Origin of the sequence: Fictibacillus macauensis ZFHKF-1 (assembly GCF_000269865.1) — a bacterium.
GTDB classification, from domain to species: domain Bacteria; phylum Bacillota; class Bacilli; order Bacillales; family Fictibacillaceae; genus Fictibacillus_C; species Fictibacillus_C macauensis.
Map to the genome: position 1 here is coordinate 204,136 of NZ_AKKV01000024.1, position 25,906 is coordinate 230,041.

The following is a 25,906-nucleotide window of genomic DNA, read 5'->3' on the forward strand; positions in this document are numbered from 1 at the left end:
TCGTTCATCGAAAAGCCTCGTTTGCTGTTTCTCTTCTGTTATTTAGCATACACATCTGCTTTAATTTCATTGTTACGCAAATTAACTGATCGCGCTTTAATTCGAATCGATCCCTTATGATCAATTTTACTTAAATGCACTGTAATCGTTTGATCAGCTGCATTAATATCGACATACGATGGTACATCCGTCGTTGCAGCCACTACTTGAAGTACTTGCTGACCAGGCAAGTGAAGTGCCCCGACTTTTACTTCTTTCTCGTGTAGCACAAGATCACCATTCTTAAGAACTTCAGGCTCCATCATCATTTCAAAATGAACCTTTTTACCGAAAATGTTCGCTGAGCCATCAAGCTCTACTTGCTCTTTCAAAGAAACATGCAAGTCAATATTTTTTTGTTTTTTTAACTCTTCATTCATTAAATACGCGGCTTGTTGATTCCCCGTATTAATGGTAAATAATTTTTTTCCAGAAAGAGAGGCTCCACTCTCGGAATGCTTGGTCGCTTGCCCATCAGAAAAAAGAAAAACAGCAAGTATAACAATGCCAGCAAGTAATAACCCGATCAATGTAAAAAATGCAATTTTCCAACCATTCTTCATGCTAACCTCCAAATGTTCTTTTTTCTATCCTTATCGCCTACTATTTGGTACAGTAAAAAGGTAGCTTTTTATGGAGGTATTGTAACATGCCCGCTCTAATAATAGTAATTTTAGCACCAATTCTTTTAATTCTTTTCAATCTCTTAACACTTGCCTTTTGTTCTCAAAAGGAAATTCCTACAGAAGCTCAACCATTCTTCTTCCGAATGATTAACATCTGTGTGACGCTTCTGTTAATTAGTGCTTATGTAGAAAATGTCTTTACGCATTAAAGGATGAGAGGGACAGCCCCCCGGCTGTCCCCCCTGTCTCTCATTAACCGAAGCAAATACAGCCAATAATAATGAGCAATATAATTAATACAACAATTAATTCAAAGCCAAACGCATTGCCGCCCATTTTTTCTATTACCTCCCCAAAACAAAGCAGGTTCACAAGGACTGATTAGCACCAGCCGCCCCAGCAAACACAGCCAACGATGATTAACAGAATGAACAAAACTACAATTAACGCAAAGCCTCTCCCATGTCCATATGAGTAACCCACCATGCCACCTCCTTTTATTGTTATCGTATCGTATGCAGCCCATCGAAAAGAGGGCATAGGCACTGATCACACAATCCTATTTTTCTTTTATTTCTTTTGTAGTGACTAGCCCGTGAAACAGGTGCATCCGATAATAATTAGAAGAATAAACAAAATTATGAGTAGTAAATAACTGTTACCGAAACCTTGAGTGTAACCCATTTCGCAACTCCTCCTTTTTTCCTCACAACAATATATAGATAAATGTCATGATTGGCATGGGCGTTTGTCACGACTTTTAAAAATAACTTTCAAAGGGCTAGCAAATATGTGTATTTTTTCTCATAATTTCACAAGGAGCATAGGAATTGTACGAGCCTTTATGCTATAGTATTAACAGCGCTATAATACTGACTACGGGAGTGTATATGATGAAAAAGTGGTTACTATCAATCGGACTAGCTGCAACAGTTGCTTCACTTGGAGCATGCAGTAACAGCGGCTCTGATTCTGATAAGGTTGCAGAATCTAAAGTTGGGGACATTACCAAAGAAGACTTCTACAAAGAAATGAAAAAACAAGCCGGTAAACAAATTATTAAGCAAATGATCGATATCAAGCTGTTAGAAGATAAATACAAAGTTAGCGACAAAGAAATTGATAAGCGAATTGAAGAACTAGAACAAAAATCAGGTGGGAAAGCTCAATTCAAAGAAAAAATCAAAAGTTCTGGCATTAATACAGAAAAGGAACTTAAAGAACAAATCAAAATTGGTCTTCTTCAAGAAAAAGCAACGCAAGACGGTGTAACCGTTTCTGATGCTGATATTAAAAAAGCCTTTGATGAGCAATATAAAGGAAAAGAAGAAGTAAAAGCTCGTCACATTCTTGTTAAAGAGAAGAAGCTTGCTGATGAAATTAAAGCCAAGCTTGATAAAGGAGCAGACTTCGCCGAACTCGTTAAAAAATATTCGACGGATACAGGTACAAAAAATAATGGCGGAGACTTAGGCTACAATCCAAAAGGCAAAATGGTGCCGGAGTTTGATAAAGCTCAATTCTCACTCAAGAAAAATGAAATCAGTAAACCAATTAAAACAAATTATGGTTACCACATCATTCAAGTTCTTGATAAAAGAGAACCTTCTTTAGAAGATAAAAAGAAAGAACTTACTGACGCTTTAAAACAACAAAAACAAAAACCAATTACAGAAATTCTTGAAAATCTTGAGAAAAAAGCAAACGTTAAATTTAACGATAAAGATTTAAAAGATGCGCTTAAACCACAACCACAACCAGCTATGCCTGGCCAAGGTTAATAGTATAAGCTTACACAACTCCGAAGAATGTGTTCTTTGGAGTTTCTTTTTTTGTAACCTAAAACAAGGCCCATCCTCACTTACAGGATAGGCCTTGTTTCCTTATTGTACTTTACTTCTTCGTTCCCGCTCCGCTGCAATTCGCTGCATGAATACTTCCCCTTCTTGCTCAATCACCTTTAAATTGATCTGCTTTTGCTCTGATCCATAGTGATAACTACGTGTACCACTAAAAAGAATACCTGCAAAAACAAGATAAACCCAAAACGGTGTGATATCAAAAAAAGCTTGTAATGGTGCGAAAAACCCTTTTAAAACAAATAATAAAATAACGAGTACACCTAGTATAAGCGTCAGATAACCTTTCATTCTTTCATTCCTCCTAAGACAAGCTTATAATTCAGCTTATGAGGTTAAGAGAGCGATTATGACCTTTACTATTACTTCATCACTACTTCTTCTTTCATTGTAGAAGTAACTTCTCTACCTTGTTGTTGTCCTTTATAGCGATCCATCATTTTAAACATCAGGCGATATAAATATGCTGCTACAATCGTTAACAAGAATAATATGAAAAATGTCCATTGATAGCCAATCCATATCGTTAATGGAATCGCAAGTGGCGCAATGGCTCGCCCAATGGAAAAACGAAGCCCAGCTGCTGCAAAATATTGACCGCGCATATGCTCAGGAGCAAGCTGAGAAATAAAGCTTTCTTGAATACCAACAACCATTAATTCAGCAATTGTAAATATGACAATTCCCATAAACAATAGCCAAATGAGCGTTGTATTCCCATAAAGAAGAATACCAACTCCATACAATAAGGACGAAATGACAAAAACATTGCCTTCCTTGTACTTATTGATCCATTTCGACATAAATACGGTTAAAAGAGCAACAAGTAGGCCATTCGCCGACACAATATAACCAAACAGTTCTTTACCGCTAAGCATTAATGACCAATTACCAAAAGAAAATAATGATTGCGTTGGTACTTGCTCGGTCGTATAAACAGCAATTAACAAATCAAGCTGCATAAATGTTTGTGCAACAAGAATTCCAGCTAAAATAAATAATAAAAACTTTCGATCTGTAGCAATTACTCGATAATCTTGTAACTGTCCACCAATAACCGTGCGCCATGTTTTCTTTTGCAGCTGTTTCTTTTCAACTTCCGGCGCTCTTTTTGGAACCGTTTCCCGAATATATTTCTTTAAGACAATTGTAAGTATAAAGCTTACAATCATACATGCGAGAAGAAGTTCAAAACGATTGTTAAAAAAGAAAATACTCCCTAGAGCTGGTCCAAATACGACCGAAATATTAATACTCGTATAAAAAACAGCAAAAACTTCATTACGATTTTTTTCACTAACAACGTCGGCGACCATAGCATGACTTGCTGGCCAATAAAGAGAGCCAAACAAGCCTAGTGCCGTAAAACCAATAAAGGTTAATACAGGCGAATCGAGCCACGGTGAGTTAGCAAGCGCAAACACACCAAATGCCACTGTTTGCCCAGCTGCGGCAATAAACATCATTTTTTTGCGACCATATTGATCGGCACAATAACCACCTATAAGGTTTGTAAGCACCCCTACCAGCTGAGAAATCACGAGCAATATTCCTGCTTGTTCTTTCCCTAATGAATCCGCAAAATAAATGGCCATATACGGGAAAAACATCCAAAATAACAAATTAATCATAAACTCGCCTAACAACCGAACTTTAAGATTTCGATCCCAATCTTTCCACTTCATACGCTCACACTCTTTTCTAGTTAGTCCGACACTACCTTTCTCTATGCCCTACCTCATCCATGGCAAGCTACAATTTAAAAAAAACTCACCGGGTTGGCGAGCTTTAAGCGAAGAATGCACATTTTGCTAACTGACAGTAGTTGGTCATCGTTAGTAAAATAATGCAAAAAAAGCCTATAGCTGCGCCGCTTGCGTCAGCTATAGGCTTCTATATACGACTAGAAGGCCATAGCATGACAGAGTAAATCATCATTCAAGAGAAAGGTATCATGAGTAATTAATCCTACTTTTCAATACCGACTGAAGCAGTCCACTTCAGCGGTACGAAGCGAAAAGCATACTTATTTAATTACTGGCACCTTTACTTGAACATTGATTTTCATCTGTCATAACCTCCATCACTTTTTAATATCTTTTATATCTTACCTTATTTAGTCATTTTATTCAATTACTTTTTTATCCATTCTTTCTCAAAAGATGGCTTGTATAAGCTACGATTTTCTAAAGCGAATACTTTTTCGGTAAATTCACCAGGTTCGGTTTTGCTTAACACACGATCCATCATAATAATTTTAGCGTCAAAGTTATCGATCATATGAAGCACCTCTGCTTCTCGAACCATTGGTGCTTTAGGGCTTCCCCATTCTGGTTTACTATGGTGACTTAAAACAAGATGAGAAAGAATGGTTACTTCTTCTCCTTCAATTCCTAACTCCTTTGCCGCGATCCCAATTTCATTCACCATAATAGAAATATGACCTAATAGTTTTCCTTCAAGTGTATAATTAGCCGCTACTGGTCCTGAAAGCTCAATAACTTTACCAAGATCATGCAAGATAATGCCTGCGTATAACAAGTCTGTATTGAGCGTTGGATAGAGCCGCGCAATGCTTTTTGCTAAGTGAAGCATCGATACAACATGATAGGCAAGGCCTGATACGAACTCATGATGATTCTTAACGGCTGCCGGATACGTAAAAAATGGCTCTTGATACTTTTTAAGGAGATGACGCGTTAAGCGTTGAATAGCAGGATTTTGCATTTCAAAAATATATTTTGTAATTTCCTCTACCATCGTTTCTTGCGATAGAGGTGCTGTTTCAATGAAATCACTAATGCGAACACCATCAAGCTCTGATGTTGGACGAATTTGCTTAATTTTTAATTGCAGCTTGCCTCGATAACTATTCACTTCTCCCGTTACTTTTAACAATGTTTGTGGCGTATATACTTGTTCATCTTCAGGTGAACAATCCCATAACTTTGCTTCAATATCTCCTGTTTGATCTTGTAACGTTAAATTTAAAAACGGTTTTCCATTACTAGCCATTGATTTTGAAGAAGCTTTTACCATTAAATATGCATCAAATACATCGCCTACTTTATAATGAGCCAATCCCTTTTTCAATCGTTCCACCTCACCTTTTTGTCGTTTTCTTCTCTAAAATCATCTGGTCTTTTGGCAGAATGATTTCAAATAAGATACCATCTTCTGTATTTGTTACCCGTGGTGCGCCGCCATGAAGCTCTGCAATTCGTTTGACGATCGCTAATCCGAGTCCGAATTGGCCTTTATTACCTTTTCGGAAAGGAATAAATAAGTTTTCAAGATCACCTTCTGATAGCTGTTCGCCATCGTTCCACACACCAAGGATTGTGTTGTTACCTTCTTCTCGTGCGGATAGAACGATCTGAGACTTCGCATAGCGCAGTGCATTCTGAATTAAATTTTCAAAGGCAATCGAAATTTGTTCTCGATCACCCCAGAAGAGGACTTCATCACCATGAATTCCAAAGCCCACATCATCTCGTTGAAACCGAAAGCGACTTATTACTTCTTCGGACAATACGCCGAAATAAAGCAATTCCCATTGTAATGTTTGTTGATGAAGCGTATCAAGCTTCGTGTAGTACAACATATTTTTCACGCGATTTTCCATGCGATCTGCTTCTTTTAAAATTACGTCCATCATATCTTCCACATTGTTTTTAGGCATAATGCCGTCTTTTACAGATTGCGCATAACTTTTAATCGTCATAACAGGTGTCTTAAGCTCATGAGAGGCGTGCTGTATAAATGTTTTTTGGGCTTCATCATAACGAATTAAATTCCGCCTCATCGACTCAAATTGACCGGATAGACGCTGAAATTCATCATCGCCTTCCCATTTAAAAGGCTCTTTCCAGTTTCGTTTGGCAATTTGTTCAAACTTCTTACCGAGCAACCGTAACGGTGCTCGTAAGTAGCGCGCCATCCAAAGAGCCGGTAAAACAGCGATCACACCCGTAAAGAACAATAACCATAAAAGGCGTGTCCACAAGCGATCTACCATTCGATCTCGATACGTGTCCCACATATACGAGATAAAATAAGCATCAGAACCTTTCACATTAATAATGCGCGTAACATAAAACAACGTTTGCCCTTTATATTGCAGCTCATAGTTGTGTTGAGGGGCGCGCTGCTTATGCGCATGATTCGTCATTTCCGATAGTACTTTAGCAGGTACATAGTCTCCCTGCAAAAAATCTTTTTGTAAAATAACATGACCGACCGAACGTTCGGCATTCTGACGGTCGATAAAATCCTTTGATTGTGGTGGAGTTGACGGTATTTTTTTGCTAGTAGGATCAATTAACTTCGTTTGTTCTTCTTCAATAATATTATACGTTTCATCTGTTAACGTCTTTTTAATAGATAAAGGGAAAATAATAGCAAGTACAAAACCAATGATTAAGATGAGCACCGCAAACGACATCCAAATGCGTTGCGTTAAATTTAAACGAATCATGAAGTAACAATCCGATAGCCATTGCCATACACCGTTTCTAAGTTCAAACGTGGCATTTTCTTGCGAACACGACGAATCACATCATCTACCGCACGTTCAGATCCGAAGTAGTCTTCTCCCCAAACGTGAGTTAGTATTTCCTCACGTGATTTTGATGTTCCGAGGTTTTCTATTAAATAGAGAAGCACATCCATCTCTTTAGATGTTAAGCTAATTGCCTCTTCTTCAAATGAGATCTTACGCGCGACTTGATCAATAACATAGCCGGTAATTTCAATTTTCTTCGGTATACTTGTTGTATTTTCATAGATTCGATTTAATAGTTTCTTTGCTCGAATCACAAGCTCTCTTGGCATGAATGGTTTTGCGATATAGTCATCACTACCAAGTTCTAAGCCAACAATTCGATCTAAATCTTGATCGCGTGCCGAAATGAAAATAATAGGTGTATCTGAAGCTTGTTTGATTTTACGCAACACTTCATAACCGTCGATACCAGGTAGCATAATATCTAAAATCCATAAATGTGGAGCCTCATGAATATGTTTTACGGCGTCCTCACCGTTATTAAAAATCGAAACGTGCCAACCCTCTTGCTCCATATAGGCTTTTAGTACTTGGGCAAGATCGGCTTCGTCTTCTACGAGATGTATGTTGTAAGAAGTCATTCTTTTTTTCCTCCTTGTGAAACGTTGGATGCTCTCTCTTTTTTATACCATACTTTGCTCTAATTATAAAAAGGAGCTTCTTGTTTTTTTAAAGACACTGTATTCGGTTGGGCTAAGTGTTGAAGAACGTGACGATGACAGGTGAAAAATAGAATTTGCCGTTCAGTGCTCAGCATGTTTAACAGCTTTAACACACTTTTTGTACGGTCCGCATCGAAGTTAACGGTAACATCATCCATGATTAATGGCAGATCGTCACTTTGTTCATGAAGAGCAAGCGCAAGGCGAATACATAAATAAAGTTGTTCTGCTGTACCACGACTTACTTCAGAAGGATCATACCAAAAGCCATCAGCGCCTTCTAGAACGAGACGGGCTCCATCTAAGTGAATTTTACAATAGGATTGCTTTGTAATCTGTATGAAATAGCGCTCAGCAAGGGACAGGATCGCTGGTAATTTTTCTTCATAATAGTGCTTTTTCGTTGTTTGTAGCATCCAATTAGCTACTTTATACACACTCCACTGCTTTGCGTAATTTTGCAAGGTAGCTTTCGCCGTTTCGAAGCGCTGTAAGCAGCTCGTATAGCCACCATCTTCCTGAAGTTCACGCAATTGATGCTGATATTCTGCACGTTTATTTTGCAACTGGCGATATGCCGTTTCACGCTTTTGCGCTTGTTCCTTCCACTTTTGTTGTTGGAGATCTACGTTAAACGTTTGATGAAGCAATCGCTCTGCAAGTGGTAGTAGTTCCTCGCTTGTATAGCCAAATGACTGAATATACGCTACAGCTTTCTCTAGTTGCTCTTGTGCCTTTTGTAGGCGTTTTGCTTGCTCGCCACGTTTGCGAAAAGAGGATTCATCTTTTACGAAGGCAGCGTCATATAAATCCTCCATTTTCTGATTACAAAGCATCTGTTCCGCTTCAACTTCCTTTATACTTTCACGAAGCTCTCGCTCACTTTCCATAATCATTGCTCGCTTTGCTTCTTTTTGTCGCTCTGTAGCTAGAAGAGATTGAAGCATAGTAACTGTCTCAATATAAGATCGCCCGGCAGGCGTTTGCAGTGTTTCTGCTAACAAAGCCGCTTCTTCATCCAACTGCTTTCGTTCTTCTTCAATCTGTTGCTGTCTTTTTTGACAGCGTTGTTTTTCATAAATCATTTCCTTCAATCGCTCTACTTGTTCTACATAGCCACGCATCGATAAGGCATCTACATTGCCTACAAAGCCATTGTCACTCCACCATTGCTTGAGAGCTTCTTTATTTTGATACCCTTCAAGCTCTACCGTATCACACGCAGTCGCAGCTGCTTGATAGCTTGTTTCAAGTCGTTGTACTTCCGCCTCTAGCTTGCGTAAGCTGTTTTCCTGCTGCTCGATCACTTGTTGACGTGCTTGTGCGGCCACTTTTGTACCATCAACTTTTCTCGTTAACACTACTAAAGCCACGCCAAGTAACATGACACTTAGCACGCCAAATAGCCAATCTTCTCGCCAAATTGAAAAAAGCAAAAAGACGAAGGTACACAGTAACAACATAAAGCCGAACTTACGATAAGGTTGTTGATCCTGAAGGTTAACCGGTTGTTCTTTTGGTTTTGAAGCGAGCTCTTTCTTCTCAATACTCACACGTTCTTCAGCACGTTCAAGTTCTTGAAGAGCCCGTTTCCATTCATGTGTTACCCATTCTTTTTTTTGATCTAATTGCTCATCCTGCTTCCGTAGCTGGGCGAGCGCATGCTTAGCTGCTAAACTATGATTCGTTGCTAATACAGCGCTCTCTGTCCATGGTTCACCAAGTTCTACTAGTAGCTGATTACACGAAGTTGATTGCTCTTCTAGCTTTTGACGAAGAGCCCACTCTTCTGACTGCAACTGATCATAATAGGCATTTCTTTGCAAACATTGTTCGATAACATGCGCGTGTGATAGAACCTCTTCCCTCACTGCTAATTGCTGTTTTTCTTCTAATCGACTGCGAAGTTTGACAGTATAGCGCGCTTGTCTTTGCTGTAAATCTTGTAGTTGTATAGCTAAGCGATCCGAGACCTCTAATCCATGCTCTGGAAAAGGTACATTCTGTTCTCCCTTGAGTAGTAAGCGATTTTCTTGCCACTGGCGTAAAGAAGGTAAAATGGCCTGAGCACGTTGGAGCTCGCTTCCTTCATATTGAAAAGCTTTTTGTTCCTCTTCCCATGTTGCGATGGCAGCTTCAATCTTATGCAATTCATCTGAAAGTGGTTGAAACGTCGCGTTTTTTTCCTGCCATCGTTCTACCTCTTTTCGCGCCACGTCTAACTCGCTTATTAATTCATTCATAAGCGGTTTTCTTCCGCCAGGTTTGTATAATGCTGCCGCTTTCTTTTCTAAAGAAAGCTCTAATGACGTAAGCTCCTTGCTTCCCGTCATCGCAGCACCAAGTAAATAGCGTCCAAGAAGCTCTTTATCTAGCTTCTGTACGTTCTGCAAACCATCAAGATCAACAGAATATACACCTTCATAAAGAGAGCGATCTACACGTTGTAGTATTTCCGATAGCCATTGTTCACCACCCTTTTTTCCATTGGCACCGGTAAGCGTAAGCAGACCGCCTGACTTGCCATCAATACGCTCAATGGTAACCTCTCCATGCGTTGCTGTTTCAATGGTCATAGAGCCGCCCATCACATTGCCATCTTTCGGATCAAAGCGTTGTTCACTAGATTGTTTCGCAGGAAATCCATAGAGCATACACGCGATAAATCGCATGACAGTCGACTTACCTGCTTCATTTTCTCCTGTAATAAACAATAGTCCACGCTGAAATTGAATGTGTTGATTTTGAAACTTCCCAAAATGGTACATGTGCAATTTTTTTATCCACAAGGAAAGCGCCCCCCTACTTCTTCAATAAAAAGTGAAGTAACAATGTCTCCGCTTCTTCAATCGTTTGCTTTTCTTCTTCTTCGGTGAAGGTCGTTAAATAGGATCGTGCTTTTTTTTGATGAAACAATTCCTTCATCACTTCTTGAAAATCAGCTCGTTCCATTTCCTCACCCTTTTTAAGCAAGTCACTAATAAAGCCGCTATCTTCACGCAAATATTTTTCATAGGAAGGTGAGGTCGTTTCATTTCGTATCGCATATGGATATACGAATGCTTCTCGATCCAGTTCTTGTTCTTGTAAATTCTCAAGCAGTTCCTCTAAAAATAAAGAGTCAGTCTCATCCAATATGGAGGTTGAGCCTCTAAGAATAAAACGAACAAAGGTAGCACGTTCCTGGTCTCGACATCGCTCCTTCACTTCTTCACAAACCTGAATAAATTCAGGCATTTGTAAAGAATCTGTGAGCGTAATCGTCTCTTCTAACCAGCACACATCATCGCTGCGATAAAAGGTATGTTGCATTCTACCATGCTTCCATTCCACGATTTCGCATCCTTTTGGACCTGTTTCTTTAGGATTTCTTCCTTGAATATTTCCAGCATAAACAACAGGCGGAAAATCATGAAGCACACTACGTTTGTGGATGTGACCTAGTGCCCAATAATCATACTGTTTGTGAAATAGATCTTGAATCGCAAAAGGGGCATAAGCTTCATGCTCACGTCCTCCCTCAACGCTGCCGTGCAGAATCCCGATATGAGGATCATCCCCTTCTTTGCTAGGAAATAAAGGTAAGCGATTTTCAGTAATCACACGTTGTTCATAACTAAAACCATGAATGGTAGCAAGCTTAAAACCGTTAGAATCTATGACGTCATAAGAGGACGGAGCCCCTCCGGCAAACACATGAACATTAGGAGGCCACTGAAGATGAGCCCATCGACCTTGAAGGTGATCATGATTGCCGTGCACAATATATACCGCAATCTCGTGATTATACAATCTTTGAAACTCATTTTGTAGAAACGATTGTGCTCTAAGACTGCGCTGCTCCCCATCGAATAAATCTCCAGCTATAATGATAAAGTTAACGTTTTCTACAATGGCTTTCGTTACAATTTTTCGAAAAGAAACGAAGGTGCTCTCTTGAATGCGCTTCAATATTGGTTCTGGTAAATAGCGTAAGCCTTTATACGGGCTGTCTAAATGCAGATCAGCACAATGAATAAATTTCATGTGACATCGTCCTTTTTCTACAATCTATGATTTAGTATTCTCTATTAATTTTGTCCTTTATTTTACCATATATACGAAAACATGTTCTCTGCTTTGGGAAAATACACATATTTTCACTCAAAAAAAGAGGAAAAATGACGAATGATAAAGAAATAGTTTCACAGTATCAGAAAGGAGCTTTTTCATCATGAAAAAATACTTTTTAACCGTCTATGCTAAAAATGGGGAAAAATTGCTCGATGAGGCAATTGAAGCAGCTACCGATCAAGAAGCGAAAGCATTCGGTACAGCGCGCCTCACTGAGAAAGAATTTTCGGAGCATACCCATCGCCTGATTTCACCAGCAGGAAGTTTATTATTATTTCATCGTTAAATGAGGTTCATGAGAACGGAGATTGGAGGAAATGATAGTGGAAGACGTAACCATTCGACGAGGAACCATCGAAGATAGTGAAGCTTTCGCCTATTTAATGGCTGATCTCGGCTATCCTACGACTTCGGAAGAGATGCGCGAACGACTTACCTATCTTCTTCAAGATCCGGCCTATGTTTGCTTTGCTGCCTGTCATTCACATGAGGTTATTGGCATGATTGGCTTAATGAAAAATTACTTTTTCGAGCGAAATGGCACCTATATTCAAATCCTTTTACTTACCGTAAGCGAGCACTATCGAGGCAATGGAATAGGAAAAGCACTCGTTGAATATGCTGAAGAATGGGCCATTGGCCAAGGGTGTACAGCAGTTGTTCTTCAAATTGGCAAACAACAACATGCGCTACATAGCTTTTATCGAAATATAAACTATGATGATACTGGTCTGCGCTTCATAAAAGTTCTTCTATCATGACGAAAGACAGTATACGAAATGACCTCTTTTTGAGGTCTTTTTTAAATGAAGAGAGCGAGGGATATATAATGCATGGAAAAACGGTTCTAATCACAGGCGCGAATGCAGGTATGGGACTTGCTTCAACCATTAAATTAGCTGCTGAAGGTGCGAAGGTTATCATGCTTTGTCGCAATTTAGAACGAGGAAATGAGGCGCGTAAAGAAGCACAACAACAAAGCGGTTCTACTGCGATCGAGCTTATGCAGTGTGATCTCGGTGACATAGCAAGCATCAAAAATTTCGCACAAGAATTTTTAAAGAAGTACGACACGCTTGATATTCTTCTCAACAACGCAGGCGTTGTTACAATCCGCAGGCAAGAGACAAAAGACGGGTTTGAACGCGTACTCGGTGTCAATCACCTCGGTCATTTTCTACTTACTAATTTATTACTTCCTTCCTTACAAGCTGCTGAGCAAGGCCGAATCGTCACTGTTGCCTCTGGCGCCTATAAAGCCGGTCGTATTCACTTTGATGATTTGTTTCTTAAACAATCGTTTAATCCAGCAAAAGCATATGCTCAGTCGAAGCTAGCCAATATTTTGTTTACAAAAGAGCTTGCCCGACAACTTTCCAACACAAAAGTAACCGCCAATTGTGTTCATCCTGGAGCCGTTGCTACACAAATTGGTGTAAATCGTGATACAGGATTTGGTAAACGAATTGTAGCCTTATTAAAACCTTTCTTTCTTACGCCAGAAAAAGGCGCAGAAACCGCACTCTATGTTGCCACCGAACCTTCTCTGCATAACGTCTCCGGCCAATATTTCTATAAAAAACAACAGCAACTGCTCCCTGCAAAAGCAACCAATGATTATGATGCCCTGCGACTCTGGGGTTGGAGTAGCGAACTTACCGGTTTAGAAACGTAACCAATTAATGAACAAAGTATTTTAGGCCCTGTCATAGAGTTGGAGAAATGGTGAAATGAAAGCTGAACAGGTAAGACGCGAATGGCAAGGGTTTCCTGCCATTCATCGCTATAAAAAGTATCAATCATTTGGATAGTTGGCTAAAGCAGAGACAGTGACAAGAATTCGGAATACTGTTTTTGTGGCGCATTCGGGGGCTCTCGTGTGAAAACCAATCTGATCTGCGCACGAACCGTGGGCTCTTGCGCGCGACTCGGAATCTCTTGTGCACTTTAATTCTTTCCGCCATCATTGAAGAGCTTTTAGGCTATTTCATCTCATTTTTGAGCGTATTTACGAGAGGAGCTCTTCATTTTCTCTATTTTTCATCCCTTACCTACGTTGTCGGAAGCCATTTACCTGGTCTGCGCGTGAACGGACCTTGTCTGCGCGCGAACGAACCTGGTCTGCGCTCGAATCAGGGGCTTCTGCGCGCGAACGGAACTGGTCTGCGCTCGAATCAAGGGCTCCTGCGCGCGAACAGAATTGGTCTGCGCGCGTTTACAGAAGAGCTTGCTCTCTACTCCAATTTTTGGTGCATTCAATGGCTGCTTATATACACAAGACAATCTAAAATCAAACGAACGAACGACATAAAAAAATGGCTTGATCACCGAAACGGATGATGAAGCCATTTTTTATGTGCGAAGGCTGTTTATGACCCAGCCTCTTTCTTGTTATTATTTAAGATTTACCCAAACGCTTTTCACTTCTGTGTAGTTATTCAATGCGTAAGAGCCCATTTCGCGACCCATACCAGATTGTTTATATCCACCGAACGGTGATGCTGCATCAAAGGCATTATAGCAGTTTACCCATACTGTTCCTGCTTTAAGGTGACCCGCTACATAATGTGCAGTCTTTAAGTTTTCTGTCCAAAGTCCTGCTGCCAATCCATATTCAGATTGGTTAGCACGGTTAATCACTTCATCGATATCATCAAACGGCATAGCCGCTACAACTGGTCCAAAGATCTCTTCTTTTGCAATGGTCATTTTGTCATCTACATCTGCAAAGATCGTTGGTTCTACGAAGTACCCTTGTTCAAAAGGTTGGCTTCCACCGTGTAAAAGCTCTGCCCCTTCTTCTTGTCCTTTAGAAATGTAGCTCATGACACGTTGATGTTGTTCTTCCGAAACAAGTGGCCCCATTGTTGTTTCTGGATCCAATCCTGGTCCTTGCTTAATCTTTTTCGCATGTGAAACCATATCAGCCATCACATTATCAAACGATTTCTTTTGAATAAATAGACGGGAACCCGCACAGCATACTTGTCCTTGGTTAAACATAATTCCGCTTAGTGCCCCAGGAATTGCTCGCGTCATATCTGCATCAGGAAGAATAATATTTGGTGATTTCCCACCAAGCTCTAACGTCACGCGCTTCAATGAATCAGCCGCTGTACGCATAATTCTCTTCCCAACTTCTGTGGAACCCGTAAAGGCAATCTTGTTCACGTCTTGATGGTCAACAAGCGCCGCTCCTGTTTCACCTGCACCCGGTACAACGTTAAGTACGCCTTCTGGGAAACCTGCTTCATGCGCAAGTTGTGCGAGGTATAAAGCAGATAGCGGTGTTTGTTCCGCAGGCTTTAAGATGACCGTACAGCCTGTTGCTAAGGCTGCCCCAAGTTTCCAAGCTGCCATTAATAATGGGAAGTTCCAAGGAATAATTTGTCCGACAACACCCACTGGTTCATGACGCGTATAGTTAAAGAAGCTTCCTGCTACTGGAATGGTTTGTCCGACAATTTTTGTAGACCATCCAGCATAATAACGGAAATGTTCAATAGCAAGTGGCACATCAGCATGAAGCGTCTCACGAATTGGTTTTCCGTTATCTAATGTATCAAGCTGAGCAAGCTCTTCTTTATGCTGTTCCATAAGATCGGCAAGCTTGTAAATTAAATGACTGCGCTTTGCTGCGCTCATTTTAGACCAGTAGCCAGAGTCAAAGGCTTTACGAGCCGCTTTCACTGCAAGATCAATATCTTCCTTGCCACCTTCAGCTACAACTGCAAGCACTTCTCCTGTTGAAGGATTGAGCGTTTCAAACGTTTTCCCTGATTTTGCCGTTACCCATTCTCCGTTGATAAATAGCTTTTTTGTCCCATTTAGGAATTCGGCCACACGAGGCTTCAAATTCAGGCTCATAGTTTTTTCCATCGTAATCCTCCTTAAAAAAATACATTTCTCTAACAGACAACCTATTCGACATTATTTTTGAAAACCCTTTCAAAATTGCCAAAATTCTTAATTTGTAACCTAATTGTAACCTTACCCTGTTATAAACCAAAATAAACCGATGCGCACATTTACGCATCGGTCCTACTCTTATTTACCTCAGTGTTTATAAATAATAACTCGCGCGCAATTGCTTTCGAAAAACTTCTTTAATCATATACGATACACCTAATTGATCATTCGTTCGCGTTACCCAATTTGCTGCACATCTTACTTGTTCAGGAGCATTCCCCATCGCTACCCCAAGTCCTGCCATTTCTATCATTTCCAAATCGTTATGTGAATCTCCAACTGTCACCATCTCTTCAGGGGTTATATCTAACTTTAACCCTAGCATTCGAAGCGCATTTGCTTTCGTCACATTCGGTGCATTAATTTCAAAGTTACATTTTGTTGAAGAGGTAAATTCAAAGCCACCATAATGGGCTTTTAAATGCTTTTCTGCAGATTCCTTTTCCTTTTCATCGAAAAATTGCACATCAATTTTTGAAGGTGTAATTTCTTTTTCAAGCACATGACTGCTTAAACTCTCCGTAAACGTAACAGGATAAAAAAGCGGATCGCCGGCACCAAGTGTCATTTTGGCTACTAACTGATTTTTTTGTTGGACCTGATTACCGATAGAATACCGCTCATGGACGAGACGAATATGGCAATTGTAGTTTTCTAATATGTTCACCATTCGATAGGTGTCTTCGCGTGATAAATGAGATTCAAAAAACGGATGATCGACACTGGAGGCAACATACCCGCCATTTTGACTAATTAAATAGCCGTCTAGCTTTAACGCTTTTGCTACTTTTTTCGTTGACGGGAAATTGCGTCCCGTTGCGAGCGTCACATACACTCCTTTTTTCTTAACATAATCAATCGCTTCCCTTGTTTCCTTATCTAATCGAAAATTACTGCGTAATAGGGTACCATCGATGTCGAGTACTAACATCCGATAAACCAAGGCAATCCCCCCTCATAGTAAAAAACCTCTCTGTCAAAAATGTATTCTCTAAGAAAATGAGCTAGAACTTAAAATTAAGATTGTAGCGCTTCGCAATAAAAAAACCCAAACGTTTGCGGTAACTGCTATCCGCAAGCGTTTGGGTTTCTAGAAATGCTTATTCTTCCTCTTGTTCAACCATTGGGCCATAAAGTTCTTCAAGTGGTTTCGTAATAATACGGTTGATGTCATTAATAATCATGCTCATACGTTGTTCTGTATTCATCAAGTTACTAATGATCGCATTTGCTTGTACATCTTGGAACATTTTTTGCGCTTTTTCCATCTCTTCAGGAGATACTTCTTCTCCCGTCATTTGCTTTTGTTGCAAGGATAGTTGAAGGTCGCGGAATGAAGCAAATAGTGCTTGAGCTTCAGGATTTGCATTTACTTCATCGTAACATTTTTTTAGCGTTAGAAACTCTTCGCTTTCACGAAGACCTTTCTCTAGGCTGTATGCTAAATCATACATATTTGACATAATAATTCCTCCTTGTATTTAAAAATCCTTTACCACTATAACAGACGTTATAGAACTTGCACAATGAATGCTTGTAAAAACCCGATTGCTCCTCCAAGAATTGCACCAAGCCATGTAATCATTTTCAACTCTTTCTTAGCAACAGAAATAATAATTTCTTCTAATGTTTGTAAAGAAAACGTTTCTACTTGTTCCTCGACGATTTTTGCAAGCTGCAGCTTCTCTAATAATTCTGGTAACCGTTCAGTTAGCACCCCTAGTAAGCGCAGAACCAACTGCGGAATATAGTTCTCGACAATTCTCTCTTTATATGGAGAGGGCATCGTATGAATCGGACGATGAAACAAATCATCAATAGGAAGCTGTTCCATTATTTTTTCAGAAGCAAGAACGACGAGTTTCTCCGTTGCCACTAAATGATCGATGACAGCCATGTTTCCTGATTTTACTGCTTCCCATTCTTGAACTAATAAATGGCTGACCGTTTCTTTAGTTTGTGGTTGCTGCAGAAGCTTAATTAACTCTGGTTGCAGCTTCTCTACAATGCTCGTGTTTCCAAGAAACATAGATAGCATATTAACTAGCATGCCTCGCTCGGCAAGAAAAGCGTCTACTCCTTTAGATAACGTTTGCTTCCCTACTTCACTTTGTAAAAAAACAACGCCTTTATGTAAAATATAGCTAGAAAGCTCCTTCACTTTATCATCAAGTGAATGGAGGACGTGATCTGGTAAAACATCGCTTACTTTTTGCGTTTTTACACGTTGAATATAATCGGTCAGTTTTTCCGTTAAAAACGCGCGTGCCTTATTGCTTACGGTTTCCGAGCCATTCGTTAGCTGCGCGTGCTTGGCTAAAAACTGATGTAATGTCAATTCACTATCTAGTAGCTTCTTAACTTCTAGCTGACTAAACTGCGTCATTTCCTTCACAAATGTTGGGTCCGTTAACTTCTTTTGCAATCCTTGAGGAGTGATTAAGTGTTTATTTACTGTTTCCCCTAATTGAACCGCAATTTGGTTTCGGCGTTTCGGAATCAGGCCCGGCGTAAACGGAACATGAAACTTTCCGATGCGCCATGGGTTATAAGGCCGAAATAACATTCGAATCGCAATTAAATTTGTTAATCCACCGATCACCGCTCCTACGACGACCAAAAATAATAGTTCAATCCACATATTCATTGTTTTGTCTCCTATTTTTAGGCACTTTTTTCTCTTTGCTTTCATAGTATACGATATTGACTCTTTTCTAATCAAACGTAACAGAGGAGGAAGTTATGTCGCTTATTCCTTTAAAGGTTACAGATGCTACATCTCACACGCTCTTCATTCCACAATGGCTTTCTGTTGATGTGACAAAAACGGTTTCCGTTTCCTTTGGATTAGCCGTTGTCTCTTGCTCCATTCGCTATCATTCTTACAATGAAATTCACCTGTCTCGCTCATTATGGCACAAACTAGCCATTCCATATGAAACGACAATCTCAGTTCACGTAAAAGATTCCACACTGCAGCTTGGACCGTTAATCGGCATTTACACGACAGGAGTGGGTCGCTCTGCTGTTCGTCCTGCTGGAGAACGATCTGAACACTTTAAAAAATTATTACAAGCAGGCCACTCTCTTGGCGGCTATTATTTCTTATTCGGGCCTGAACAGGTGGATGAAGTTTCCCAAAAAATTAAAGGGTACTTTTATCATAATAACAAATGGCAAGATTATAGCGTTCCTTTCCCTGTAGTCCTGTACAATCAAGTACCTACACGACGTGCTGAGCAAAGTGATAAATGTCAACAGATGATGAAACAATTAACGCAGCAGTGGCATATTCCAATGTTCAATCCTTCTTTTTTTAATAAATGGGATGTACATGAATGTTTGTCATCTCACGCACAAGCCGCTCCTTATTTACCTTATACCGTCTTAAATCCTGATAAGTCTACTCTGGATCAGATGTTATCACGCTTTGGTACCCTCTTTCTTAAGCCGACAACTGGCAGTCGAGGACGTGGTGTCCTCTCAATCTCGAAAGAAAGCAATGGAGAGTACCACTGTAGACGACAAATTCACAATACAACACATCTCCATACGTATGATAACTTAGCGACGCTTACTTCTGAAATTCAAAATACTGCACTCATTGTGCAGCAAGGTATTCAATTACTTTCTCACGACAATGGGCCACTTGATTTTCGTGTTCATACAAATAAAGATGGGCAAGGTCGATGGATCATTAGTGCGATTGGTGCAAAGCTCGCTGGCACCCATGCTATTACAACGCATTTAACCTACGGTGGAAAAGCGCTAAAAATTCATCAGCTATTTTCAAGCTATCGAACAAAATCTGTGTTATTTGCCTTAAAGGAAGCCGCGCTCACGTTAAGTAAAGCGCTTGATGATTGCACCTCTGGAATCATAGGCGAAATTGGTTTTGACTTAGGAATGGATCAACAAGGAAAAGTATGGATGATTGAAGCAAATTCTAAGCCTGGTAGACATTTATTTGCACACGCTTCTTTTCGAGAAGAAGAATATGCGACCCGTTGCCTCCCTTTACAATTTGCACAATACTTAGCCTCTACTCAATCAGAACTCAGAAGTCGTTTTCAAGCACCTTATCTTTTATGATGACGTTTCTTCACGTATACTATAGAAAACACTTGTACGGAGGAAGCCATGTGGAATCAACTTCAAGCGTATTACGGTCAGCATTTCGTAACCTCATCTGATACTCCTGAACACTTTGACTGGTTTGTAACAGAGAATCAAGAACGATTTGGGATCAAAAAAAGTGTGTTATCAGAAAAAGAGCACGCGTTACTGAAAGCGCTTTTTAAAGAATGTGGCGATGAAACGTTATCATCAGTTCAACAACAATGGAAGCAGCTCTTAGGTGGAGAACCTTTAACTTTTGATACGCCCCCGTCCTATCGTTTTCTTTATTTTTTCTTAAAAGGCGCAGTTAAAGATCAGCACGCACTCATGGAAGCCATCAGCAGCTTCTTTTCAGAACAGGCCATCATTTTACTACTCTCACCAACAGAAGGAATTATTATTGAAAGCATGTACGAACAGGACGTTCCTTATGAGGAAATAAAAACGACACTTACAGCGGACTTCTACGTAGAACTTGACCTTTTCATCGGAAAATGGCAACAGGAGTTAGCTACAAGTAAAAGGATTTATGAGCAGGAGCGCGCTCTTTTTTTTCAAGCGCGTCCTCACTTAGTAGCGCAGAATGTTTATTTTCAAGAAGACTTACTTCCCGCCCTCCTATTATCACAGGTCGAGCCGGTAATCGACTCTTTTCTTACAGAGTTGATTCCTCAAGACTTATCCAATGACCGCGAGCTGATGCATAGTATTCACGTTTACTTAGAAAGTAATAGGAACATATCGGCAGCTGCAAAAACGTTATATATCCATCGCAATAGTCTGCAATATCGTGTAGATAAATTCATCGATAAAAGTGGACTAGATGTAAAACAATTCAAACAAGCCGTTGCTGTTTATTTTGCTTTATTACGTCAAATGAGATAAAACGAGGACAGATTTGTGCAGTTTGCACAAATCTGTCCCTTATTTTTGTAAGCGATTCCACTATACGTAATCCTTTACGTTTTATACAATAACACTAGACATTTACATCAGGGAGGAATACTTAATGGCTAGCATTTCTTTAAAAAAAGTAGTAAAACGCTATGATAATAACGTAACAGCCGTACACGGCTTCGATCTCGATATACAAGATAAAGAATTTATTGTTTTCGTTGGACCATCTGGTTGTGGTAAATCAACAACGCTTCGCATGATTGCTGGTCTTGAAGAAATTTCTGATGGAAAATTAATGATTGATAGCGTTGTAGTGAATGACGTGGCACCTAAAGACAGAGATATTGCCATGGTTTTTCAGAACTATGCGCTTTATCCTCACATGAACGTATACGATAACATGGCGTTCGGCTTAAAGCTCCGTAAATTTTCAAAAGATGAAATTAAAAAGCGTGTAACCGATGCTGCTCGTATTCTCGGGCTTGAACAATATCTGGATCGTAAACCAAAAGCATTATCAGGCGGACAACGTCAGCGCGTCGCACTAGGACGAGCCATTGTTCGTGATGCAAAAGTATTTTTAATGGATGAACCTCTGTCAAATTTAGATGCAAAGCTGCGTGTACAAATGCGAGCGGAAATTACGAAGTTACACCAGCGTCTGCAAACAACGACGATCTATGTAACACATGACCAAACCGAGGCCATGACGATGGCTTCTCGTATCGTTGTTATGAAAGACGGTCACATCCAACAAGTTGGCACACCGAAAGAAGTATACGATGCACCACAAAACATATTTGTCGGTGGGTTTATCGGTAGCCCTGCTATGAACTTTTTAAATGGAAAGATTGAAGAAGGATTTTTCGTTATTGGTGATGTGAGAATCGCCATTCCAGGTGGAAAAATGAAAATGCTTCAAGACCGTGGCTATTTTAATAAGGAAGTTGTTCTTGGCATTCGTCCTGAAGATCTTCACGATGAACCATTATTTCTAGCGTCTTCTGCCAATACAAAAGTAAGTACGACGATTGAATTGGCAGAAATGATGGGAGCGGAAACATATCTCCATACCTCCATTGATCAACAAACCTATATCGCTCGTGTAGATTCCAGAACACATGTGCAAAATGGACAAACCATTGAACTTGCTTTTGATATGAATAAAGCACATTTCTTTGACCGAGAATCTGAACTTCGCATTCAATAGCTTTCATGCAAAAGGATGAAGACAGTAATCAGCATTTTAACCTGTCTTCATCCTTTTTTGTCGTAAAAGAGGTTTGCTTAGGTTGCAAAAGTGGAAAAGCTAGTTCGAAGTCAAGAAATCCCTCTTTTTTTCATCTTTTCGCCTCGTCACACATTTTTTATTTTTTTCATGATTTAAGGTCAACTTTCTTCTATTTTAGGGAATAATGTTTTATCATTGACATCGTTCCAATTACTGATTAAAATAACTAAAGAATTCATACCTGTTTTATCGGTTTAAATTACAAAAATAATCCAATACAGGATATTTACGGAGGTACTAAAATGAAAAAGCTATGGGCTACTCTCATGGTTTCTGCTTTAATCGTAGGAGTTCTTGCTGCTTGCGGCGGGAAGAATGATTCCAACAAAAAAGAACTTACGATTGGAACGGAAGCTACATATCCCCCATTCTCATATCGTGATACAAAAACAAACGAAGTTGTAGGGTTTGATGTTGACGTTGCTAAAGAAGTAGCGAAACGTTTAGACATGGAGCCAAAAGTCGTTCCAACTGAATTTAAAGATTTATTTAACTCTCTTGGTAGCCGCTTTGACATGATTGCCAACCAAATTGCAGTGAAGCCAGATCGCGAAAAGAAATACGGTCTCTCTGACATTTATACGTATTCTAGTGGTAAACTCATCGTAAATAAAGACAACACAGACATTAAAGAATTAAGCGATTTAAAAGGAAAAACGGTCGGAACAACTCAAGGAAGTAACTATGCCGTTCAAGCCGAGAAAGCTGGAGCTAAGCTAAAATACTATCCTGGAATTGCCCAAGTGTTAGCTGATTTAGATGCACACCGAGTTGATGCAGCCTTAAACGATAAATTATTTATTCTGAACCAATTAAAAGATTCCAAATACAACGTGAAGGCAGTTGGCAAAGATTTTGATCCAAGCAAAATTGCGTTTACGTTCGCAAAAGATAACAAAGACTTAAAAGAAAAAGTAAATAAGGCGTTAGCTGAAATGAAAAAGGACGGCACTCTTGCGAAAATTTCCAAAAAGTACTTTGGAGCAGACGTAACTCGTGAGCAGTGATTGGCAATATATGCTCGACTCCCTTCCCTTTCTACTGCAAGCCGCTATCATTACGGTCTTGCTTAGTGCGGGAGGGATTGTCGGATCTCTTATATTTGCACTTATCATTGCACTGTGTCGCATGTCGACCAATCGAGTTCTTTCTTGGATTGCTCGTACGTATATTTCCTTTTTCCGAGGAACGCCCTTATTAATTCAATTATTTATCATCTATTATGGTTTCCGTTTCTTAATTAATTTTGAAGGCTGGCAAGCAGCCTTAATTGGTTTAATTCTTCACTTTAGTGCCTACATCGCTGAAACGTATCGAGGAGCGATTCAATCAATTCCAAAAGGACAGTGGGAAGCTGCAAACTCTCTTGGAATGAGTTACTTGCAAACCTTTCGAGAGGTTATTTTCCCACAAGCATGGCGGATTGCCATTCCTGCTGTATGGAATTCATTAATTGATATCGTAAAATCCTCCTCACTCGCTTCTGCTATTGCTGTAGATGAACTTACAGCGATTGCTAATCAGCGAAGTGCAGCTAGTCTAATCATCCTTCCCGTGTTGATGGAAGCAGCCGTTATGTATTGGCTTTTCTCCGTCATTTTAGAATGGGCGAGAGAACGAATTGAAAGAAAACTTCGGTTACCAAACGAATGATAAAAACCACCTTGCCGGTGGTTTTTTTTTGCATAAGAAAGAGGAGGATTTCTCCTCCTCTTACAGCCATGAATATAGAGTTATCGAGCTGATCCGCTAATTTGCTGTTGAGCCATCGCTACAAGACGCTTAGTGATTTCTCCACCAACAGATCCGTTTTGACGAGCTGTTGTGTCAGCACCTAATTGTACACCAAATTCAGAAGCGATTTCGTACTTCATTTGGTCAAGAGCTTGTTGTGCTCCTGGCACTACTAATTGGTTGTTTGAGTTGTTTGCCATTGATATCACCTCCTCTTGAATCTATTGTGCTTCATTTCGAAAATGATATACGTACGATTTTTTCCAATTACACCCTGATTTAAAAAACGCGTTCATAACGGTTTAGGTAGTAGAAAGAAGGGTACATTGAAGATGAGGTGATTAACAATGGATTCATTACAAATAGTTGAACTAAAAAAGACGTTAAACAACTGGATTCCAGCTCATATTTCAATAAAAAAAGAAGAACAAGACGACATTGATTATATTCACATCTCATTAGAAAAAGCTACGTTTGAACAGCGACAAACGATTGACGACTATGTTTCCGATCATGTTCTTTTTTTACACGGTACAGCTTTTAATGAAGATCATGGCCAAGAAACACAACTCCCTTCCCTGCGCTATGAAATACCGCTCGACGGAATCGACCATATTCAAATCGCTGAAAGTAAACTAACCTTTACAACCGATCGAGGGAACTATACAATCACAAACGCTTAACAACAAAAAGGTCCACTCCCAGAGGGTTGTGGACCTTACATATTTAGAGCTGATCAAGTGTTTGCGCTAACTGAGTGGCTGAACCTGCAATTTGAGCAATAGCTCGTTCCATTTCTTCAATGACTTGAGAAATCTCATACACCTTTTCACCAACTAATTGACTTTCATGCTGACTTCCATCAACCTTTTCCATAATTTCTTCAAAAAACGTATGAAGCTTTCCTACCTCTGTCGTATTCTGTTCAAACCATGTTTTTATCTCTTGTACTGACGTCGATGCAAAATCCATACGGATGCTTGTTCGATCTATATATTGAGCTACTCCTGCCACCGATTGTTTCGTTTGTTCAGCAAGTTTGCGCACTTCACCCGCTACAACAGCAAAGCCTTTCCCAAGTTCTCCTGCTCGCGCCGCTTCAATTGCTGCATTTAACGCCAACAAATTCGTCTGTTCAGCAATCCCTTTTACAAGATCTACAATTTCAATCATTCCTATAGCATCTTCTTTTAGCAACTTAATTTCATCGGCAATTTGCGTCATTTTTTCTTCAATTTGCTGAACAGATTGAAGATGTTGCTTAATTTGTTGTTCTCCCTCTTTTGCCTTCGTAGCTACTACAGAACTATAGTCAGCACTTTCGCGTGCATAGTGTGAGACAGAAGAGGACTGATGATGAAGCTGTTCAATAGAAGCACTCGTCTCTTGGGCTATTGCTGCTAATTGCTCAGAAGCGTCTGTGACGTGCAAGGCGATTTTATTCTTTATATGCTCTTTCTCTATCCTTTCATTTGCTACTTCGAGCGCAAATGCATCTAAGACAAGCTGTTGTTCAATATTAATAATTTTCGTAACAGCTTCCATCACCTTTTGACGCAACTCATCAGTCACCGCTTCCGAAATCACTTCAAAAAGAGATAGCTGTAACACTTGAAAAGAAGATATATACCATTTAGGTTCTAATCCAATTTTAAAGTGCATAGCGGCAATCTTTTTTCTTTTTTCTAAATAAGCATCATCAAGAACACCATTAAACATCTCAATAAGATGCACTTCAAATGTTTTTTGTAACTGTTCTAGGGAACTATGGTGCTCAATCATTGATCGTAACGGAGGAACTGCTACAATCGCTCCATAAAAGGGTGTTACAATCTTCGTCACATGCTGAGCAATGATAGGTTGCACTTGGCGAAGAACCGTAAGATCACGTAGTTCCAAAGAAATCATGTGTAACTGTTGTTGAATGACCTCATCCGTTATAGATAAGCTTACAGATTGTTCTTCTGACATTTCCACAGTGATGGTTGAATTCATAGGATTCTTTTTGTTATTTCTTAAAAATCGAAGCACGT

General features: G+C 39.8%; 29 protein-coding genes. 12 read left to right on the plus strand and 17 right to left on the minus strand.

Going from position 1 to position 25,906, the window contains the following annotated elements; all coding sequences use genetic code 11:
- Positions 1-38: 38 nt before the first annotated feature.
- On the minus strand, positions 39-602 hold the full coding sequence (locus A374_RS08450; RefSeq protein WP_007201788.1) for a YpmS family protein: 564 nt from the start codon (positions 600-602) through the stop codon (positions 39-41).
- Positions 603-688: 86 nt separating this feature from the next.
- Here A374_RS08450 and A374_RS08455 point away from each other — a divergent pair, with 86 nt between their 5' ends.
- Positions 689-874, plus strand: coding sequence for a hypothetical protein (locus A374_RS08455; protein WP_007201789.1), 186 nt, complete (start codon positions 689-691; stop codon positions 872-874).
- 43 nt (positions 875-917) lie between these two features.
- Here A374_RS08455 and A374_RS20565 read toward each other — a convergent pair whose 3' ends face one another.
- The 3 genes from A374_RS20565 to A374_RS19945 form a co-directional block, all read right to left on the minus strand.
- Positions 918-1,001, minus strand: coding sequence for a YjcZ family sporulation protein (locus A374_RS20565; protein WP_156793187.1), 84 nt, complete (start codon positions 999-1,001; stop codon positions 918-920).
- Positions 1,002-1,046: 45 nt separating this feature from the next.
- Positions 1,047-1,151 carry a YjcZ family sporulation protein gene (locus A374_RS19940; protein ID WP_083841989.1) on the minus strand — a complete coding sequence of 35 codons (105 nt, stop codon included), beginning with the start codon at positions 1,149-1,151 and terminating at the stop codon, positions 1,047-1,049.
- Between the two features lie 102 nt (positions 1,152-1,253).
- The gene (locus tag A374_RS19945; protein ID WP_083841990.1) at positions 1,254-1,349 is read right to left on the minus strand and encodes a YjcZ family sporulation protein; all 96 of its coding nucleotides are present in this window, start codon (positions 1,347-1,349) and stop codon (positions 1,254-1,256) included.
- Between the two features lie 209 nt (positions 1,350-1,558).
- Between A374_RS19945 and A374_RS08460 the strand changes: the two genes are divergently transcribed.
- Entirely contained in the window at positions 1,559-2,446 is an 888-nt protein-coding gene (locus A374_RS08460) for a peptidylprolyl isomerase (protein ID WP_007201790.1), read from the plus strand.
- A 102-nt stretch (positions 2,447-2,548) separates the two neighbouring features.
- On the opposite strand, the gene A374_RS08465 is transcribed toward A374_RS08460, so the two are convergent.
- From A374_RS08465 to A374_RS08495, 7 genes are all read right to left on the minus strand, one after another.
- Positions 2,549-2,815, minus strand: coding sequence for a sporulation YhaL family protein (locus A374_RS08465; RefSeq protein WP_007201791.1), 267 nt, complete (start codon positions 2,813-2,815; stop codon positions 2,549-2,551).
- A 71-nt stretch (positions 2,816-2,886) separates the two neighbouring features.
- On the minus strand, positions 2,887-4,209 hold the full coding sequence (locus A374_RS08470; protein ID WP_007201792.1) for an MDR family MFS transporter: 1,323 nt from the start codon (positions 4,207-4,209) through the stop codon (positions 2,887-2,889).
- A 448-nt stretch (positions 4,210-4,657) separates the two neighbouring features.
- Positions 4,658-5,617, minus strand: a complete 960-nt coding sequence (gene yhaM, locus A374_RS08475; RefSeq protein ID WP_007201793.1) for a 3'-5' exoribonuclease YhaM — start codon at positions 5,615-5,617, stop codon at positions 4,658-4,660.
- A 10-nt stretch (positions 5,618-5,627) separates the two neighbouring features.
- Entirely contained in the window at positions 5,628-7,001 is a 1,374-nt protein-coding gene (locus A374_RS08480; RefSeq protein WP_007201794.1) for a sensor histidine kinase, read from the minus strand.
- Complete coding sequence (locus A374_RS08485; protein ID WP_007201795.1) at positions 6,998-7,669, minus strand: response regulator transcription factor; 672 nt, start codon at positions 7,667-7,669, stop codon at positions 6,998-7,000. The genes A374_RS08480 and A374_RS08485 overlap by 4 nt, the downstream gene beginning before the upstream one ends.
- 59 nt (positions 7,670-7,728) lie before the next feature.
- Positions 7,729-10,539 (minus strand): ATP-binding protein, encoded by a 2,811-nt coding sequence (locus A374_RS08490; RefSeq protein ID WP_007201796.1) that lies wholly within the window; start codon positions 10,537-10,539, stop codon positions 7,729-7,731.
- A gap of 13 nt (positions 10,540-10,552) precedes the next feature.
- A complete protein-coding gene (locus tag A374_RS08495) occupies positions 10,553-11,776 on the minus strand; it encodes a metallophosphoesterase family protein (RefSeq protein ID WP_007201797.1) in 1,224 nt (407 codons plus the stop codon).
- A gap of 187 nt (positions 11,777-11,963) precedes the next feature.
- Here A374_RS08495 and A374_RS08500 point away from each other — a divergent pair, with 187 nt between their 5' ends.
- The 4 genes from A374_RS08500 to A374_RS20570 all read left to right on the plus strand — a co-directional run bounded on the left by A374_RS08500 (position 11,964) and on the right by A374_RS20570 (position 14,203).
- A complete protein-coding gene (locus tag A374_RS08500; RefSeq protein ID WP_007201798.1) occupies positions 11,964-12,149 on the plus strand; it encodes a YhzD family protein in 186 nt (61 codons plus the stop codon).
- A 37-nt stretch (positions 12,150-12,186) separates the two neighbouring features.
- Positions 12,187-12,624 carry a GNAT family N-acetyltransferase gene (locus A374_RS08505; RefSeq protein ID WP_007201799.1) on the plus strand — a complete coding sequence of 146 codons (438 nt, stop codon included), beginning with the start codon at positions 12,187-12,189 and terminating at the stop codon, positions 12,622-12,624.
- Positions 12,625-12,692: 68 nt separating this feature from the next.
- Positions 12,693-13,538 (plus strand): SDR family oxidoreductase, encoded by an 846-nt coding sequence (locus A374_RS08510; protein ID WP_007201800.1) that lies wholly within the window; start codon positions 12,693-12,695, stop codon positions 13,536-13,538.
- Between the two features lie 263 nt (positions 13,539-13,801).
- Positions 13,802-14,203 carry a hypothetical protein gene (locus A374_RS20570; protein ID WP_156793177.1) on the plus strand — a complete coding sequence of 134 codons (402 nt, stop codon included), beginning with the start codon at positions 13,802-13,804 and terminating at the stop codon, positions 14,201-14,203.
- A 54-nt stretch (positions 14,204-14,257) separates the two neighbouring features.
- On the opposite strand, the gene A374_RS08515 is transcribed toward A374_RS20570, so the two are convergent.
- The 4 genes from A374_RS08515 to A374_RS08530 all read right to left on the minus strand — a co-directional run bounded on the left by A374_RS08515 (position 14,258) and on the right by A374_RS08530 (position 18,479).
- Positions 14,258-15,742 (minus strand): aldehyde dehydrogenase family protein, encoded by a 1,485-nt coding sequence (locus tag A374_RS08515; RefSeq protein ID WP_007201801.1) that lies wholly within the window; start codon positions 15,740-15,742, stop codon positions 14,258-14,260.
- 184 nt (positions 15,743-15,926) lie between these two features.
- Positions 15,927-16,775, minus strand: coding sequence for a Cof-type HAD-IIB family hydrolase (locus A374_RS08520; RefSeq protein ID WP_007201802.1), 849 nt, complete (start codon positions 16,773-16,775; stop codon positions 15,927-15,929).
- A gap of 157 nt (positions 16,776-16,932) precedes the next feature.
- Positions 16,933-17,295: a YlbF/YmcA family competence regulator gene (locus A374_RS08525; protein ID WP_007201803.1), complete on the minus strand. Its 363-nt coding sequence runs from the start codon at positions 17,293-17,295 to the stop codon at positions 16,933-16,935.
- Positions 17,296-17,342: 47 nt separating this feature from the next.
- The gene (locus tag A374_RS08530; protein ID WP_007201804.1) at positions 17,343-18,479 is read right to left on the minus strand and encodes a DUF445 domain-containing protein; all 1,137 of its coding nucleotides are present in this window, start codon (positions 18,477-18,479) and stop codon (positions 17,343-17,345) included.
- A gap of 95 nt (positions 18,480-18,574) precedes the next feature.
- Here A374_RS08530 and A374_RS08535 point away from each other — a divergent pair, with 95 nt between their 5' ends.
- From A374_RS08535 to A374_RS08555, 5 genes are all read left to right on the plus strand, one after another.
- Positions 18,575-19,924, plus strand: a complete 1,350-nt coding sequence (locus tag A374_RS08535; RefSeq protein ID WP_007201805.1) for a YheC/YheD family endospore coat-associated protein — start codon at positions 18,575-18,577, stop codon at positions 19,922-19,924.
- 48 nt (positions 19,925-19,972) lie between these two features.
- A complete protein-coding gene (locus A374_RS08540; protein ID WP_007201806.1) occupies positions 19,973-20,836 on the plus strand; it encodes a PucR family transcriptional regulator in 864 nt (287 codons plus the stop codon).
- 124 nt (positions 20,837-20,960) lie between these two features.
- The gene (locus A374_RS08545; RefSeq protein ID WP_007201807.1) at positions 20,961-22,058 is read left to right on the plus strand and encodes an ABC transporter ATP-binding protein; all 1,098 of its coding nucleotides are present in this window, start codon (positions 20,961-20,963) and stop codon (positions 22,056-22,058) included.
- 323 nt (positions 22,059-22,381) lie between these two features.
- Entirely contained in the window at positions 22,382-23,146 is a 765-nt protein-coding gene (locus A374_RS08550) for a transporter substrate-binding domain-containing protein (RefSeq protein WP_007201808.1), read from the plus strand.
- A complete protein-coding gene (locus A374_RS08555; RefSeq protein ID WP_007201809.1) occupies positions 23,136-23,792 on the plus strand; it encodes an amino acid ABC transporter permease in 657 nt (218 codons plus the stop codon). Before A374_RS08550 ends, A374_RS08555 begins: the two co-directional genes overlap by 11 nt.
- A gap of 80 nt (positions 23,793-23,872) precedes the next feature.
- On the opposite strand, the gene A374_RS08560 is transcribed toward A374_RS08555, so the two are convergent.
- Entirely contained in the window at positions 23,873-24,073 is a 201-nt protein-coding gene (locus A374_RS08560) for an alpha/beta-type small acid-soluble spore protein (RefSeq protein WP_007201810.1), read from the minus strand.
- A gap of 147 nt (positions 24,074-24,220) precedes the next feature.
- On the opposite strand from A374_RS08560, the gene ymzB reads away from it, so the two are divergent.
- On the plus strand, positions 24,221-24,556 hold the full coding sequence (ymzB, locus tag A374_RS08565; protein WP_007201811.1) for a protein YmzB: 336 nt from the start codon (positions 24,221-24,223) through the stop codon (positions 24,554-24,556).
- Positions 24,557-24,599: 43 nt separating this feature from the next.
- Here ymzB and A374_RS08570 read toward each other — a convergent pair whose 3' ends face one another.
- Positions 24,600-25,904 (minus strand): globin-coupled sensor protein, encoded by a 1,305-nt coding sequence (locus A374_RS08570; protein ID WP_007201812.1) that lies wholly within the window; start codon positions 25,902-25,904, stop codon positions 24,600-24,602.
- Positions 25,905-25,906 lie beyond the last annotated feature (2 nt).

Coding starts and splice junctions, on each gene's coding strand:
- A374_RS08485 (WP_007201795.1), bottom strand. CDS start 7,669: ATGACTTCTTACAACATACATCTCGTAGAAGACGAAGCCGATCTTGCC.
- A374_RS08545 (WP_007201807.1), top strand. CDS start 20,961: ATGGCTAGCATTTCTTTAAAAAAAGTAGTAAAACGCTATGATAATAAC.
- A374_RS08535 (WP_007201805.1), top strand. CDS start 18,575: ATGTCGCTTATTCCTTTAAAGGTTACAGATGCTACATCTCACACGCTC.
- A374_RS08525 (WP_007201803.1), bottom strand. CDS start 17,295: ATGTCAAATATGTATGATTTAGCATACAGCCTAGAGAAAGGTCTTCGT.
- A374_RS19945 (WP_083841990.1), bottom strand. CDS start 1,349: ATGGGTTACACTCAAGGTTTCGGTAACAGTTATTTACTACTCATAATT.
- A374_RS08460 (WP_007201790.1), top strand. CDS start 1,559: ATGAAAAAGTGGTTACTATCAATCGGACTAGCTGCAACAGTTGCTTCA.
- A374_RS08530 (WP_007201804.1), bottom strand. CDS start 18,479: ATGAATATGTGGATTGAACTATTATTTTTGGTCGTCGTAGGAGCGGTG.
- A374_RS19940 (WP_083841989.1), bottom strand. CDS start 1,151: ATGGTGGGTTACTCATATGGACATGGGAGAGGCTTTGCGTTAATTGTA.
- A374_RS08450 (WP_007201788.1), bottom strand. CDS start 602: ATGAAGAATGGTTGGAAAATTGCATTTTTTACATTGATCGGGTTATTA.
- A374_RS08495 (WP_007201797.1), bottom strand. CDS start 11,776: ATGAAATTTATTCATTGTGCTGATCTGCATTTAGACAGCCCGTATAAA.
- A374_RS08550 (WP_007201808.1), top strand. CDS start 22,382: ATGAAAAAGCTATGGGCTACTCTCATGGTTTCTGCTTTAATCGTAGGA.
- A374_RS08540 (WP_007201806.1), top strand. CDS start 19,973: ATGTGGAATCAACTTCAAGCGTATTACGGTCAGCATTTCGTAACCTCA.
- A374_RS08465 (WP_007201791.1), bottom strand. CDS start 2,815: ATGAAAGGTTATCTGACGCTTATACTAGGTGTACTCGTTATTTTATTA.
- A374_RS08470 (WP_007201792.1), bottom strand. CDS start 4,209: ATGAAGTGGAAAGATTGGGATCGAAATCTTAAAGTTCGGTTGTTAGGC.
- A374_RS08515 (WP_007201801.1), bottom strand. CDS start 15,742: ATGGAAAAAACTATGAGCCTGAATTTGAAGCCTCGTGTGGCCGAATTC.
- A374_RS20565 (WP_156793187.1), bottom strand. CDS start 1,001: ATGGGCGGCAATGCGTTTGGCTTTGAATTAATTGTTGTATTAATTATA.
- A374_RS08500 (WP_007201798.1), top strand. CDS start 11,964: ATGAAAAAATACTTTTTAACCGTCTATGCTAAAAATGGGGAAAAATTG.
- A374_RS08480 (WP_007201794.1), bottom strand. CDS start 7,001: ATGATTCGTTTAAATTTAACGCAACGCATTTGGATGTCGTTTGCGGTG.
- A374_RS08560 (WP_007201810.1), bottom strand. CDS start 24,073: ATGGCAAACAACTCAAACAACCAATTAGTAGTGCCAGGAGCACAACAA.
- A374_RS08455 (WP_007201789.1), top strand. CDS start 689: ATGCCCGCTCTAATAATAGTAATTTTAGCACCAATTCTTTTAATTCTT.
- ymzB (WP_007201811.1), top strand. CDS start 24,221: ATGGATTCATTACAAATAGTTGAACTAAAAAAGACGTTAAACAACTGG.
- A374_RS08510 (WP_007201800.1), top strand. CDS start 12,693: ATGCATGGAAAAACGGTTCTAATCACAGGCGCGAATGCAGGTATGGGA.